The 12,771-nt window shown below is 64.0% G+C and carries 21 protein-coding genes; 15 read left to right on the top strand and 6 right to left on the bottom strand.

Annotated elements, in window-relative coordinates; translation table 11 throughout:
- Positions 1–11: 11 nt before the first annotated feature.
- From AC07PZ_RS14050 to AC07PZ_RS14035, 4 genes are all read right to left on the bottom strand, one after another.
- Entirely contained in the window at positions 12–230 is a 219-nt protein-coding gene (locus tag AC07PZ_RS14050; protein WP_495295723.1) for a hypothetical protein, read from the bottom strand.
- Complete coding sequence (locus AC07PZ_RS14045) at positions 227–1,039, bottom strand: hypothetical protein (RefSeq protein ID WP_495295722.1); 813 nt, start codon at positions 1,037–1,039, stop codon at positions 227–229. The genes AC07PZ_RS14050 and AC07PZ_RS14045 overlap by 4 nt, the downstream gene beginning before the upstream one ends.
- On the bottom strand, positions 1,036–1,572 hold the full coding sequence (locus AC07PZ_RS14040) for a hypothetical protein (RefSeq protein WP_495295721.1): 537 nt from the start codon (positions 1,570–1,572) through the stop codon (positions 1,036–1,038). Before AC07PZ_RS14040 ends, AC07PZ_RS14045 begins: the two co-directional genes overlap by 4 nt.
- A 79-nt stretch (positions 1,573–1,651) precedes the next feature.
- A complete protein-coding gene (locus tag AC07PZ_RS14035) occupies positions 1,652–2,353 on the bottom strand; it encodes a hypothetical protein (protein ID WP_495295720.1) in 702 nt (233 codons plus the stop codon).
- A gap of 83 nt (positions 2,354–2,436) precedes the next feature.
- Between AC07PZ_RS14035 and AC07PZ_RS14030 the strand changes: the two genes are divergently transcribed.
- Positions 2,437–2,685: a transcriptional regulator gene (locus tag AC07PZ_RS14030; protein WP_495295719.1), complete on the top strand. Its 249-nt coding sequence runs from the start codon at positions 2,437–2,439 to the stop codon at positions 2,683–2,685.
- Between the two features lie 50 nt (positions 2,686–2,735).
- On the opposite strand, the gene AC07PZ_RS14025 is transcribed toward AC07PZ_RS14030, so the two are convergent.
- Complete coding sequence (locus tag AC07PZ_RS14025) at positions 2,736–2,999, bottom strand: hypothetical protein (RefSeq protein ID WP_495295718.1); 264 nt, start codon at positions 2,997–2,999, stop codon at positions 2,736–2,738.
- A gap of 75 nt (positions 3,000–3,074) precedes the next feature.
- On the bottom strand, positions 3,075–3,341 hold the full coding sequence (locus tag AC07PZ_RS14020; protein WP_495295717.1) for a hypothetical protein: 267 nt from the start codon (positions 3,339–3,341) through the stop codon (positions 3,075–3,077).
- A 120-nt stretch (positions 3,342–3,461) separates the two neighbouring features.
- Here AC07PZ_RS14020 and AC07PZ_RS14015 point away from each other — a divergent pair, with 120 nt between their 5' ends.
- The 14 genes from AC07PZ_RS14015 to AC07PZ_RS13950 all read left to right on the top strand — a co-directional run bounded on the left by AC07PZ_RS14015 (position 3,462) and on the right by AC07PZ_RS13950 (position 12,717).
- Positions 3,462–3,761: a helix-turn-helix domain-containing protein gene (locus tag AC07PZ_RS14015; protein ID WP_495295716.1), complete on the top strand. Its 300-nt coding sequence runs from the start codon at positions 3,462–3,464 to the stop codon at positions 3,759–3,761.
- Positions 3,761–3,964: a hypothetical protein gene (locus AC07PZ_RS14010; RefSeq protein WP_495295715.1), complete on the top strand. Its 204-nt coding sequence runs from the start codon at positions 3,761–3,763 to the stop codon at positions 3,962–3,964. Before AC07PZ_RS14015 ends, AC07PZ_RS14010 begins: the two co-directional genes overlap by 1 nt.
- Positions 3,965–4,019: 55 nt before the next feature.
- A complete protein-coding gene (locus AC07PZ_RS14005) occupies positions 4,020–4,649 on the top strand; it encodes a hypothetical protein (RefSeq protein ID WP_495295714.1) in 630 nt (209 codons plus the stop codon).
- Between the two features lie 15 nt (positions 4,650–4,664).
- Complete coding sequence (locus AC07PZ_RS14000; protein WP_495295713.1) at positions 4,665–4,925, top strand: hypothetical protein; 261 nt, start codon at positions 4,665–4,667, stop codon at positions 4,923–4,925.
- Between the two features lie 103 nt (positions 4,926–5,028).
- Positions 5,029–5,706, top strand: a complete 678-nt coding sequence (locus AC07PZ_RS13995) for an ATP-binding protein (protein ID WP_495295712.1) — start codon at positions 5,029–5,031, stop codon at positions 5,704–5,706.
- 120 nt (positions 5,707–5,826) lie between these two features.
- On the top strand, positions 5,827–6,114 hold the full coding sequence (locus tag AC07PZ_RS13990; protein ID WP_495295711.1) for a phage tail assembly protein: 288 nt from the start codon (positions 5,827–5,829) through the stop codon (positions 6,112–6,114).
- Between the two features lie 102 nt (positions 6,115–6,216).
- A complete protein-coding gene (locus AC07PZ_RS13985; RefSeq protein WP_495295710.1) occupies positions 6,217–8,073 on the top strand; it encodes a phage tail tip lysozyme in 1,857 nt (618 codons plus the stop codon).
- A complete protein-coding gene (locus AC07PZ_RS13980; RefSeq protein ID WP_495295709.1) occupies positions 8,070–9,200 on the top strand; it encodes a phage baseplate assembly protein in 1,131 nt (376 codons plus the stop codon). Before AC07PZ_RS13985 ends, AC07PZ_RS13980 begins: the two co-directional genes overlap by 4 nt.
- Positions 9,197–9,670: a phage baseplate assembly protein domain-containing protein gene (locus AC07PZ_RS13975; RefSeq protein ID WP_495295708.1), complete on the top strand. Its 474-nt coding sequence runs from the start codon at positions 9,197–9,199 to the stop codon at positions 9,668–9,670. Before AC07PZ_RS13980 ends, AC07PZ_RS13975 begins: the two co-directional genes overlap by 4 nt.
- Positions 9,671–9,712: 42 nt before the next feature.
- The gene (locus tag AC07PZ_RS13970; protein WP_495295707.1) at positions 9,713–10,516 is read left to right on the top strand and encodes a hypothetical protein; all 804 of its coding nucleotides are present in this window, start codon (positions 9,713–9,715) and stop codon (positions 10,514–10,516) included.
- Between the two features lie 183 nt (positions 10,517–10,699).
- Positions 10,700–11,047, top strand: a complete 348-nt coding sequence (locus AC07PZ_RS13965) for a hypothetical protein (RefSeq protein WP_495295706.1) — start codon at positions 10,700–10,702, stop codon at positions 11,045–11,047.
- Positions 11,048–11,060: 13 nt separating this feature from the next.
- Entirely contained in the window at positions 11,061–11,729 is a 669-nt protein-coding gene (locus AC07PZ_RS13960; protein WP_495295705.1) for a hypothetical protein, read from the top strand.
- Positions 11,726–12,295: a hypothetical protein gene (locus AC07PZ_RS13955; protein WP_495295704.1), complete on the top strand. Its 570-nt coding sequence runs from the start codon at positions 11,726–11,728 to the stop codon at positions 12,293–12,295. Before AC07PZ_RS13960 ends, AC07PZ_RS13955 begins: the two co-directional genes overlap by 4 nt.
- 266 nt (positions 12,296–12,561) lie before the next feature.
- Positions 12,562–12,717 (top strand): hypothetical protein, encoded by a 156-nt coding sequence (locus tag AC07PZ_RS13950; RefSeq protein ID WP_495295703.1) that lies wholly within the window; start codon positions 12,562–12,564, stop codon positions 12,715–12,717.
- Positions 12,718–12,771: the final 54 nt, after the last annotated feature.

The following is a 12,771-nucleotide window of genomic DNA, read 5'->3' as shown; positions in this document are numbered from 1 at the left end:
GATGTGGGGGCTCATTGCCTCAGTCCTTTCGGCACGCCGGCGACGAGCGACAGGGTGCCGTCGCGCAGGACGCGATAGACGACCAGCACGCCGTTCACGTTGCGCAGGACGACGACCCTCCGGTTCCCGCTGGTCTCGACCGAGGACAGTCCTTCGTCGGGTTGCTGGGCACCCGGCTGGGCCATGTGCAAGGCTGTGGCTTGCTCGATCAGTTCGAAGGCGGCGATCACAGCGCCACCTCGCTGCCCAAGCCGATCAGATTGCGCAGGATGTCGTTGGTCTCGTCACAGTCCATCTGCTCATTCGCAATCATGTGTTCCAGTACTGCCAGCGCCTCATCGCGGGAGCGAGGGCGGATGCGCGCCATCGCGCGGAAGGCAAAGACGTCGTAGGCTTGAAAAGCTGGCCAGTGGTCGCCAGCGTGGTCCGATGCGTCGTTGCGGAGGGCGTACAGCCGGTCGCTGTATCTCATCACATGGAGGCAGTCGGCCAAGGTGTGCGGCTTCAGTGCTGGGTCTTTTGGAAAGCGTTGGTCCGCAATGCTGTCTGAGTAGGTGGGCCACGACTTGCTTTTCCTCACTCCGCGAAGCGCCTTCTCGCAGGCCAGTTCGGCTGGCGTCTTGGCGAAGATCTCCTCGACCGTTCCGTATTGGAAGAGGGCGGCATGGCGCCGCTTCTCGCGAGCGACCGACACCTCGGCGATCTTCTCGATCTCGCCGAATCCCATCGTTGCCATCGCGGTGAACATGACCTGCCCGGGATGCTGGCGCAGCAGGTGCTGCGCGTACCGGTCTGCCAAGGCTCTCATCGGCGTGGTGATGAGCTTCGCCGCCTCCATGGCTTTGGCGATGAGGGGTGGCTGTCCGGTGCGCGCTACCTGCTGCAGCCACAGCACAGCATCGACTTCGTCGTCACCGGTGACGCGCTCCCGTGGCGGCAACACAGGCACAGCCAGTGCAGTGCTGGCCACCGGCCTGGCGGGTGGCATCGAGAAGAGCTCGCGCAACTGCCGGTTGTCCTGCAGGTCGGAGTTGCTCATGCCGCCCTCCAGAGAGCGCGCAGCGCCAAGCCGACCAGGAAGAGGGCGAAGAGACCGCCGATGGCCACGAGCGCGATCGCACCGCGGCGGACAAGGCGCGTGCCTGTGCGGATGTCGTGCAGCGCGTTCATGCTGGCACCGCCAGCGCAGCGATTTGGTCGAAAGCCGCTTCGATGCGGGCGCGGTTCCGCGGCGTGACGAACAGATCGACGTCGGCCCGCTTCGCGTAGTGGATATGCGGCCATGCCACCCCATCCAATTTCCAGCAGCCGCGTATCGCCGTCCCCGACGGCCTGCTCAAGCAGGCCACGCTCGCGGGTGATGTTGTAGACGCCGCCGGCTTCGCACCAGCCGCTGGCATCGACGCCCCATGCGAGCGTCAGCAGTTGCTCGAGTGCGCGCCCCGCGGCCGCATTGCCGCCGTTGACGTGGTCGTACTCCGCCTGGAAGAAGACGGTGCGCTCTTGGTGCCGGCTGCCGTCAAGGCAGAGCCTAGCGGGCAGTGCGACAAAGGCGCGGAAGAGGGTTTGCATGTGGCACTCCAGGCGGCCAGAACAGCCGAACCTGAATATTAAGCGCCACGCGCAAAAAAATCAAGCGAATCGCTTTATATCAAGCGGGCGTGGCGCTTGGTGCCTCAAACTTCCCAGCGGAGACAACCCACATCACACAGTCCACCCCGCCCGTGAGTTCAGACACGTCGAACACGACGCGCTTCTTGCTCACCATCGCCTCTACAGACACGCGGTCCTCGCGCTTGTTCAGTAGCTCGGCCAACTGCGGCTTGTTGTCGATCGTCGCAAGGAAGTACAGGTTCAGAAAGGGATCGCCGCTTCTCTCAAAGACCAAAAATTGGCCTTCCCGTAGAAAGCCAAAAGGCGCGTCCCCGACGATGCGTACGGCGTACAGGTTGTCGGGTTCGTCCCCGGAAAGACCGACTACGTAGCCGCCGCCCTGCGAGGTATCAACAACGAACTCCTCTCGGTCAATGCGTGCGGAGCCGACAACGGGTACTCGAACCCTCTGATCTACCGAGGCAATCACCGGAGGGTCTACTGCGTTCGGATCTGCAGCCTCCCCTGCGTGATCTGTATCCATCCACCCGTTGGGCTTGTTGCACGCACGATCAAGGCGTCGCGCCATCGACCCCCCCATCTGGCGCGGCTTGTCAGTCTTCAGATCTATCGTCTGATTCCGGACTTGGCTGAGGTAGACGGAGCTTGTTTCTGCGCGTACGGCAAGCGCCTCCAGTGTCCCGAACTCCTTCCTTAGGAGTTCCAGGTTCTCTCGACGGATCTGGGCAACGGTTTTCACAATGCTTATTTCAAGCGATGTGCTTTGCCGACACAATGTACATGGCGCTTGATATTGCTAGTCATATCGCTTAGTATTTGCTGATGAAATTAAGCGAATACGTCGATGTGGCCCGTGGCAGGCAGACCGCGCTCGCTGCGGCTCTTGGTTGTCAAAGTCAGCTTGTGTGGCAATGGGCTAGGAGCGTCCGCCGTGTGCCGGCCGAAAAGTGTCCTGCGATCGAACGCGCCACCAATGGCGCTGTCCGTTGCGAAGACCTCCGTCCAGATGTCGCGTGGGATGTCTTGCGCATGCAGGCGGGCATCGACCCGGTTGAAGCGAAGGCAGCCTGAGATGCGCAGCACACGCCACCAAAGGCTGCAGATTTGCCGCAACTGCGCCGCTACCCAGGAGCCTGTCCAAATCTGGTGGCGAGCGTTCCCATGTGCTCCACGATCTCGCGGGCGTACCCTACCTGCGCATCCGACATGTTCTGAAACGGACCGGCCTTTGGGCCAGCAGCCGATTCGAACGATGCCGTCAAAGCGAGGTGTAGCGCCTTGGGATCGGGGGCAACACGAATGAATGCAACCAGCATCGTTATGACGGCTGCATTCTCTGCCTCTAGCCAGTCCAACCGCTCCTCGATAGCTTCGAGTGGATCCATCGTGTCTGCCCCTCCAGGGGATGGTTGTGTAGGAACTTCCATTCTGCCCCTGGAGGGTGTGGGCACCCGTGCCGTTCACAGCGCGCTCCGCTGGCTGCGCGCCATGCCTTGCTGCGGTCCGCGCCGGCTGGTCTCCATGTCCCACACCGTCATGCGGATGCGCAAGGCGCCGCGCATGACCGACATCACCATTTGCGACGTGACAAGCGTCGTCTTCGGCGCTGGCGCGGCAGTCAGGTTGCTGGACATGGCCGTGCGCACGCTGCGGTGCAAGACGGTGCCGTCGGCGAGCGGTAGCGCTGCGACTGGCTCGAAGGGGGTAGGGCGGTGTGGTGTGTTCATGGAGATGGAGTCTCTGGCTCCGTGCCTGGAAGCACCAGCAAGACGCGCGGCCTGGCATTGCACGGGCTTGAAAGCCGCGCATGCGCGTGCAACTCGCCGCACTGCCTCGAAAGACGCTGCATGAAGCTCGACCCACCTGACGAGCGCGCTCGCAAGATCGTGGCTTCAGTCCTGAAGGCCACGCAGCGTGACGCCACCCAGACCGCGATCGCGACCGCCATGGGCGTGTCCGAGTCGACCATCTCCCGCCTGCTGAGCGATCACCTCGACAAGCTCGCGCAGGTCCTGGCCCATGCCGGCCTCCGCGTTGTCGCAGCCGACATGCGGTGCTTTCCGCCCGACTACGTCGATGCACTTCTGCTGATGGCCAAGCAGCACCTCAGCGCCGTTCAGACGGTGCGCACTTTGGAGTGGGACTGATGCTCACCTCTTTCAATGATCCTGTCACCGGTGCGCTCGCAGGCTGCCAGCAGGGCCTCGAGCTCGTCGCTCGCATCAAGCGCGGCGATGCGTTGCCCGACGAACTGTTCGTCCGTGCTCAGGAACTGCGAGCAGCCGGCGAAGGCGAGAAGCTCCGCGCCTTGATGCGTCAGATCCAGAAGGCTCTGGAGGGCTCGCGCTGATGGCTCAACGTCTCACCGGTGCCATCGACGCACGCGTTGCGGGAATCGAGGACTGATGGCCCGCGCGAGAAACATCAAGCCCGGGTTCTTCAAGAACGAAGATCTGGCCGAGTGTTCCGCTTTCGCTCGGCTGTGCTTCGCCGGCCTGTGGACGATCGCTGACCGCAAGGGTCGTCTCGAAGATCGCCCCAAGCGGATCAAGGGCGACCTGTTCGCCTATGACTCGGTCGAGGTTGAGCCGCTGCTCGCCGAGCTCGCGCAGTGGGGCTTCATCGCTCGCTACGTGGTCGACGGCAAGCGCCTGATTCAGATCCTGGCCTTCGCCAAGCACCAGAACCCGCACCGCAAGGAGAAGCCCAGCGAACTGCCCGCGATGCCGGGATACGTCGAGCCCAAGCCCGATCCCATGGATGAAAAGCCCGGGGCTTTTGATCCATCAGATGGCGACGAAGCCCAAGGCAAGCCCGATGCTTCCATTCCATCGCATGAAGCCAATGCCTCAGACATGCCCGAGGCAAGCACCGGGCAAGCCTCGGGCTTAGGTGCCATGGCAGGGGGGGTAATCCCGGCTGATTCCCTCTTCTCTGATTCTCTGATTCCCTCATCTCTGAATCCTGATTCCGAAAGTTCAGAGCCTGCGGCTCAGTCGGCGCCGCCGACGCCGTCCACGAAGGCCGAGCTTTAGAAGGCAGGGAAGTCCTTGCTCAGCAATGCCGGCATGCCGGAAGCGCAGTGCGGCACCTTCGTCGGCAAGCTCGTGAGGGACTACGGCGATGACGTCGTGCTCGAAGCGGTGCGCCGCTCTGTCGTCGAGCAGCCGGCCGACCCGGCGAGCTTTCTCAAGGCCACGTGCCAAGCCGCGACTGGCCAGCGCCGCGCCGGCAAGACCGGACCCAGCCGCCATGACGACTTCGGCGAGGCGCGTTACGCAGGAGTGGCCTATGGTCCCGCACCAGACTGACGTGGCTGACGAAGATCAGCGCGAGTGCACGCTAGGGCACGGCACGTACAAGGTGCAACGTTGGGGCAACCACGTGATGTCGCGATGCCCGGAGTGCGCTCGCTTGGCCGACGAACGACGGACCGTCCGCGAAGCGGCAGAGCGTCAGGCGAAGGCTGCTGCGGACGCGGAGCGCTCCCGCATTTGGAACCATGGTGAAAGCGGGCTCGTAGGCCGATTCAAGCGAACCACGTTCGATACCTTTGTCGCTCGAACGCCAGCGCAGCGCGTCGCCCTTGAAGCGAGCCGCGCCTTCGCTTCGACCTGCACCTCCACGGGTGGCGGTGGCCTCTGGCTCATCGGTCAGCCTGGTGCGGGCAAGACGCATCTCGGCTCTGCCATGGCACTCCACCTGATCGACCAGCGCGGCATGGGCGCCTGCGTGCACGGCGTTCACGAAATCATGCAGATGATCAAGGCCAGCTTCGGCACGAAGGCCACTTCGGGGAGAGCCTGGGAAGGTGAGCTCGAGACTGGCGAACAGCTCCTTCAGCGCCTCGGCAGCGTGCCCTTGCTTGTGCTGGACGAGATCGGCGTCGCGCGCGGCAGCGACTGGGAGGCTGAACAGCTTTTCACGATCGTCGACATGCGCTACCGCCTCGAGCGGCCAACGGTGCTCATCTCGAATCTGCCCACGCCCGAGATCAAGACCACGCTCGGCCCGCGCGTGTACGACCGCCTGCGCGAAGGCGTGACGGTCATTCCGATGAACTGGGCCAGCCATCGCGGCGGTGCGAAATGACCGTCGCCGCTCGCCATCTTCTGCAAGGTGCCCCCGCTCTCGGGGCTCTCCCATCCCAAGCGCCCGCCGGCGCGCGTCATTCCGACATGCCGGCACAACCTCAACTTCAAGGACTTCCTCATGACCGATACCACCACCAAGCTCGTCCAGCTGCGCACGCCCGTCATCCTGGGCGACGTCACCTACGACGCGCTGGAACTGCGCGAGCCGACGGCCGGCGAGCTGGAGAAGGCCGCGCAGGCCACCACGAATTTCGGCGTGGTCATCAACCTGATCAGCATCGTTGCCAAGGTCCCGCGCAAGGTCGTCGAGTCGCTGGGCCAACGCGACTTCAAGGAGGCCGGCAGTTTTTTGGACAGCTTCAGCAAGGCCGACCAGAAAACTGGCGAGACGTTGTCGCCGATCTGACCAGGTTCTACCGGTGGTCCCCGCGCGATGCGTGGGGGCTGACGTGGTCGGAACTGAGCTGGTGGCTTGCTCAGGCCCAGCGCATGAACAAGGAATCCCATCGTGAATAGCTTCAAGCTGACTATCAGCGCGGTCGACCAGGCCACGGCCGTCGTCAAGCGCATCAACGCATCGGTCGCCGACATCTCGCGACCGCTGCGCGACGTGGAGAAATCCGCCAAGGCGCTCGGCCGCGAACTCGGTCTCGATGCCATGGCGAAGTCCATCGCTAATGTGGCGGGGCAGGCGCGGGGCGCCGTCTCCGAGGTCAGCAAGATCGGAGCGCCGATCCTGGCCTTGGTGGGCGGCGGCTCCATCGCCGGCATCGTGACGCTGGCCAATCAGTGGGGCCGGCTCGGCTCCGAGGTGTCGCGCACCGCGCAGACCTTGGGCACGTCGTCGACGCGCCTGCAGTCGTTGCGCGGCGCCGCGCAAGCGGCGGGCCTGACGTCGGAGGACCTGACCGGCAGCGTGAGGTCGCTCGGCGACACGATGCAGGACGCTTTCTACGGACGGAACAACGATGCCCTCGCGGTGTTGAACAAGCTCAACATCGGCATGCACAAAACGGCCGACGGTTCGATGGACGCGTCGCGTGCGTTCTACGAACTCTCGGATGCCATCGCGGCGACATCCAGCGCGCACACGCAGGGCGTCATCGCGCGCAGCTTCGGCCTGGAGGCGAGCCTGCCGTTGCTGCGGCTCGGCTCGCAGGGCATCAAGGAGCTCGAGCGCAATGCGCGCGCACTGGGCGCCGAGATGAGCCCGGCGCAGGTCGCGCGAGCTGAGCGCTTCGGCACCGCGCTGAACTATCTCGACTTGGCCGGGCAGGGCTTGCGGAACACGATCGGCGACGCGCTGATCCCCGTGTTCCAACCGCTGATCGAGGACATGACGACCTTCATCGGCAAGAACCGCGAGGCGATCGGCAGCCAGATCGGCGTGTGGGCCAGGGACTTCGCCGGTTGGCTCAAGGAGATCGACCTTCGGGGTCTGTTCGCAGACACCCAGAACGCGGGGAAGGGCATCGGCGATTTCGTCGAGTCGATCGGCGGCTGGAAGGTCGCTGCGATCGGTGTCGGCGCCGTCATGGCAGGCCCGCTGCTGCTGAGCATCACCAACGTCGGCGTGGGCTTGGCCGAGCTGACCATCAGGACCATCCCTCTCGCAGTGACCGGCCTGGCCGCTCTCGGCACTGCGATCGGTGGTGCGGAAGCTTCGGCCGGCCTGCTGTCGAAGGCGCTCTCGGGTGTTGGAGCAGCTGGTGCATTGGCCTTTGGCGGCATGGTCGGCTGGGAAGTCGGCAAGGGCATCAACACCCTGCTCGACAAGAACGGCATTTCGGTCGGCGGCAAGGTCTACGACTGGATCAACCCAGAGCAGGCCCGGAGCCATGTCGACCAGACCGGCAGCGCCCGCACCGCGGTGGACTTCTTCAAGTCGAAGGGCTGGTCGGACGCGCAAGCGATCGGCATCGCGGCGAACCTGCAGAAGGAGTCGGGCTTCAACACGGCGGCCATCGGAGACGGCGGCAACGCATACGGCGTCGCGCAGTGGCACGACGACCGCCAGCGCGCCTTCATGAAGTGGGCCGGCAAGAACATCCGACAAGCCTCGTTAGAGGAACAACGGGGCTTTGTGAACTACGAACTCACGCAGGGTACGGAGAAGCGTGCGGGCGACGCCCTCAAGGGCGCCGGCGACGAGCGCCAGGCCGCATCGATCGTGTCGCGGCTGTACGAGCGGCCGGCCAATGCCGACGGCGAGGCGGCAGGGCGCGCTGCAGCTGCAACGTCCATCAAGCAGTCGCTTGAGATTCATCTCAGCGGCCTCCCGCCAGGCGTGACCGCCACGGCCCGGAGCGCGGACGGTGCGCGTGTCCCCGTCGCCGTCGGCATGAACATGGGGGTGGGCCCATGAGCTGGATCCCAGAAGACCAGCTCACTTTGGCCGTGAACGGCCGAGAGATGAGCGAATGGGTTGATGTCCGCGTTACGCGCGGGATCGAACGGTGTCCCTCTGACTTCGAGATCTCGCTGACGGATCGCAACGTCGACAAGCCTTGGCTGGTGCCAGTGCTGGCCGGCGACGAGTGCGTCGTCCGCATGGGCCGTGACCTCGTCCTGACCGGGTATGTCGACCGCATCGTCAACGCGATGACCCCTGAGCAGCACAGCCTCACCGTCATCGGTCGTGGCAAATGCGCGGATCTGGTGGACTGCGCCGCGGAATGGCCTGGCGGCCAGATCATGGCGCCGAACGCGTACTCCATCGCACGCGACTTGGCCAAGCTGTATGGCATCGAAGTGTCTGCGCCCGGCAGCAAGGGCGTGGTCATCCAGCAGTTCAACCTGATGCTCGGTGAGACCGCCTGGGAAATCATCGAGCGTGTGTGCCGCTTCGGTGCGCTGCTCGCGTACGACATGCCGGACGGGAACCTGATGCTGAGCCAGGCGGCACAGGTGGTCGCAGCGAGCGGCTTCGCCGAGGGCGTCAACGTGGAGTCCTGCACCATGACGAGGTCGATGGACGGCCGCTTCTCGGTCTACACGTGTGTGATGCAGAGCATGGATCGCACCAAGGATCTGGGAGAGGGCGGGAACCTGCTCGCGTTCGCTCAAGACGCTGGCGTGTCCCGCTATCGGGGCCGCATCATCATCTCCGAGGCGCCATCGGGCGGCTATGACTTCGCCCAGAAGCGCGTGATATGGGAGAAGAACCGCCGCATCGGCCGCTCAGCGCAGATCAACTTGATCACCGACGGCTGGCGCGATGCTGCCGGCAAGCTGTGGACGCCCAACACGTTGGTGCCGGTGATGCTCCCATCCGTGAAGGCCGGCTACGACGATAGGTATGAAGTCTGGCTGATCACCGAGGTCACTTACCGGCGCGACGCTAAATCAGGCACGACCGCCGCCATCACGCTGATGCCGCCCGATGCCTTCCTGCCAACCCCCGTCGTCCAGCTGCCCACGAAGGCGGAATTGAACGGCCGCGGCGATCCGTACTGGAAGCCGAACTACAGCAACGAGGGGCACAACCGATGAACGAAGCGATCAGCAAACTCTGGCGGCGCATGCAGCTTGTGGTCGGCCTCGGCCGTGTGACGTTCAGCAATGACGACGATGTCGTTCAACAGCTGCAGGTCCAGCTCGGTGAGGGTGAGATTCACGACGCCATGCCTCGTCTGGGCGAGTACGGCCTTGCATCCCGGCCGCTGCCTGGCTGTCATGCGGTGACCGTGTTTGTCGGTGGCGATCGCTCGAACGGCGTGGTCATCGCGACCAACGACCAGAAGAACCGGATGCGAGACCTGAAGCCCGGTGAGGTCGCCATCCATGACGATCAAGGCCAGTCGGTCTACATCACCCGCACCGGCATCGTGATCGACGGCGGTGGCAAGCCCATCAACTTCGTCAACACGCCCAGCATCAAGCACGACGGCGTCGAGATCGGCAATCCACACGTGCACGGCGGCGTTCAGCCTGGCCCTGCGACCACGAACACGCCTGAGTGACGTGCTCTTCATCTTCACTACCACCACCACCAAGGAACAGCCATGAAAGTCCAACTCCACCCTGCCTACGTAGTTCATCCCGAACTGCTCGCAGCCGTCGACGCTGTGAACGCATCCATCGCACGCGCGAAGAAGATCCGCGAAATCGTTGACGAGGCCGGCAAGACGGTCACGAGCCTGACAGCGGAGGAGGCCGCCCTGCAGCAGGAGATCGCCGGACTGCAGGTCGACGAGGCGCTCGCCGAGGACGGCGGCACCAAGAAGGCGCTGCGCAAGACCATCGACGGAAAGAAGGTGGAGTGCACCACCAAGACCGCAGACATCGAAAGCGCGCTGCTGAAGATCGTCGAACTGGAGAAGAGGGCCCCCTCGGTCGATGCCGAGGTTGCTGCCAACGGTGTGACGCTGCAGAGCGAGTACCAGGTCTGGGTGACGGCCACCAAGGAACAGATGTCGGTAGAGATCGGGGCGGTGATCAAGCCTCTCGTGAACATCATGGTCAAGGCGAAGGCCATCAGCTGGCGACTGAACAGGGACTTCCTCAGCAATGCGCTGGTGCCGGATCCGTTGACCTACACGCAGTACCTCACCGGCATGGATTTGGCGGAACGCCTGACCAGCAATCGGCTGCATGACCAGGAACCCGATGCCGAGGGACAGCAGTTCGCCGTCGCGATCCGCGAGCAGATCACGCCCGTCGAGAAGGCGCTTGCCGCGGTCTCCTCACATCGTCCCTACGAGACGGTTGCGAGCCGCCAGAAGCTGCCGTACGTCGTGAAGGGCTCGGGCAGAGCCTATCACGGCCGCGCTGGCCAGCAGGCCTCCGAGGCTGCAGCGCAAGCCTGACACGCGATGAAGCCGGGAAGGGCCAGGTAGCAGCATTAGGGTGCCGCGGCCTGGTCGCTCGGGTCCCAGCCGGCGGTGGACGCAACACCGGCAGCCAGCGTCGTCGGAAATGTCAATTCCTTCCGCGAGCGTTGGACGCCCGCCCCGAGCGTATCGGGGCACCCAACAACTGAAAGGTACCAAGTGAAATTCATTGCCATCAATTCAGCGCTGACCGCTGGCCCGGGCAGCATCGCTGTGCATGTCGATCCGCCGGCCGCCGCCGATGTCTTCAGTCGGCTCAAGACGATCACAGCCACACGTGGGTTGCCTGTGTGGCTCGGCGTAGCCGCCAACGGCCTGGTGACGATCGAGCATTCCGATCGCCAAGAAGGCGTCGTGACCGGTGACATCTTGCGGCAGCTCGAGCAGATGTACGTCGAGGCTGGTCGACTCGTTGCCGCTGACACGAAGGCGCAGCAAGACAAGCATGCCCAACTGGTGCAGCGCGCATCTGAAGCGGCGGGCCTGCCTGTCGACACCGTGGCCTGATCGGCACGCCGTGATGGACATCTCGATTCGCACCAACCTGAAGGAGTTCTCGCGCGGCATGACCATGCTGATCGAGAAGCAGCTTCCCTTCGCCACGGCCACGGCATTGACGTCGCTTGCCAAGATCGTGCAGCGCGGCGAGCAGGCGGCGATGCAGTCCGTCTTCGACCGGCCGACGCCGTTCACGATGAACTCCGTGAAGGTGAAGCCCGCCCGCAAGGACGACCTCGAGGCCGTCGTGTTCGTCCAGGACATCGCGGCTTCGTACCTGGCGCCGTTCGAGTTCGGCGGCGACCACAAGCTGATCGGCAAGGGCAAGACCTGGCTCAACCCGAAGGACAAGGCCATGCTCAACCAGTACGGCAACTTCTCCAAGTCGAAGCTGGCGGCCTTGAAGGCCCGATCCGACATCTTCGTGGGCACTGTCAAGACGAAGAGCGGCAAGAGCGTGAGCGGCGTGTGGCAGCGGCCTCATGTCAAGACGCTGAAGGCCGGCCGCGCCCGTGGCGGCGCCAGGCTCATGAACACGACCGGTCACCTGAAGCTGCTGGTGCGCTTTGGTGATGCCATGCCGGTGAAGCAGCACCTGAACTACCGTGACCGCGCCGAGGCACTGATCAGCGCGAACTTCAACTTCGAAATGGGCTCCGCGCTGGCCAAGGCGCTGGCGTCAGCCAAATGAACGTCAAAAAGCCGATGACAGCGCTGCGCCGGGTCGCCATCAATCTTTCCCTCGCCCACTTTTTCGGGGTGAGCAAGACGCCGAATGCTAAGAAGGGCGCGAAGCCGGCCCCGCCCATTCGCGGCGGCAGCAAGTCCGACAGCGGCACGAGGCCCGCCACTGCACATGCAGCGCCTGCTAGCGGGTCGGATTTCAGATCTGACCCTTTGGCCGCGGGCAGCCTTCCTCAGGATGAAGACGCCGAGATGGGGGGTGACGGGCCGATCGCTGCCGCGCGCACGCGGGAGAGGGCTCGGTGCCAAGCCATCATGTCCTGCGATGCAGCGGCGAAGAATCCTCAGCTTGCCGCGTTGCTGGCATTCAAGGACCGGATGCCTCGGAAGGAAGCCATCGCGTTGCTGGAGACCATGCCTGCGACGGTGAGTGCGGATCCTCGCAACCTGGCGCGGGCCGCTCGCAACCCGCGAGTCGGAGCCGGGGGCGAAGTGCACAGCTCGCCGCAGCAGGCTGCAGGGTCTCGGATGAGCGCTGCCCTGGCTGCGGAGTCGAAGAAGGCGAGCCGATGAGTTGCCGGTGGAAGGTCGTGATGCTTCGAAAGGGTGTGTCACTTCGGTCACCCCCGTCTCGCGAAAGCGCTTTTGACCGCGAAGCGACCTGCATCGGTGCGTTTTCGGCGTCTTTTCGTCATTTCGCACCATCCATGTGCATTTCCAGGGGTGTGCTAAAAAACAACGGGTCCTTCCGGGGTTTTGAGGAAACGTGGGCACTGCGCACGCGCGTCTCTCGCCCCGCGCCAAGTTCAAAACAATGTCCGCACTGAATGTCCGCACCGATGTCCGAACCCAAGGTTGAAATGGTCACGCGCCGCGAGTTCGCTCGGCTCGAAGGCTGCGATGAAAAGCAGGTCCGACGTGCGCTTGAGCGTGGCTTTCTCGTGGCGTCTCCAGAGGGAAAACTCGATCCGGCTGCCCGGCGTCAACTATTCTGAGCGGTCAGCGTCAACTATCTTGATCGGTGCGGTCGAGTGTGGTCATTGAGTAGT

The sequence above is a fragment of the Variovorax sp. GW821-FHT10B04 genome (genome assembly GCF_059415645.1).
The sequence above is the reverse complement of the archived record's forward strand: the minus strand, read 5'-3'. Positions and strand labels throughout refer to the sequence as shown.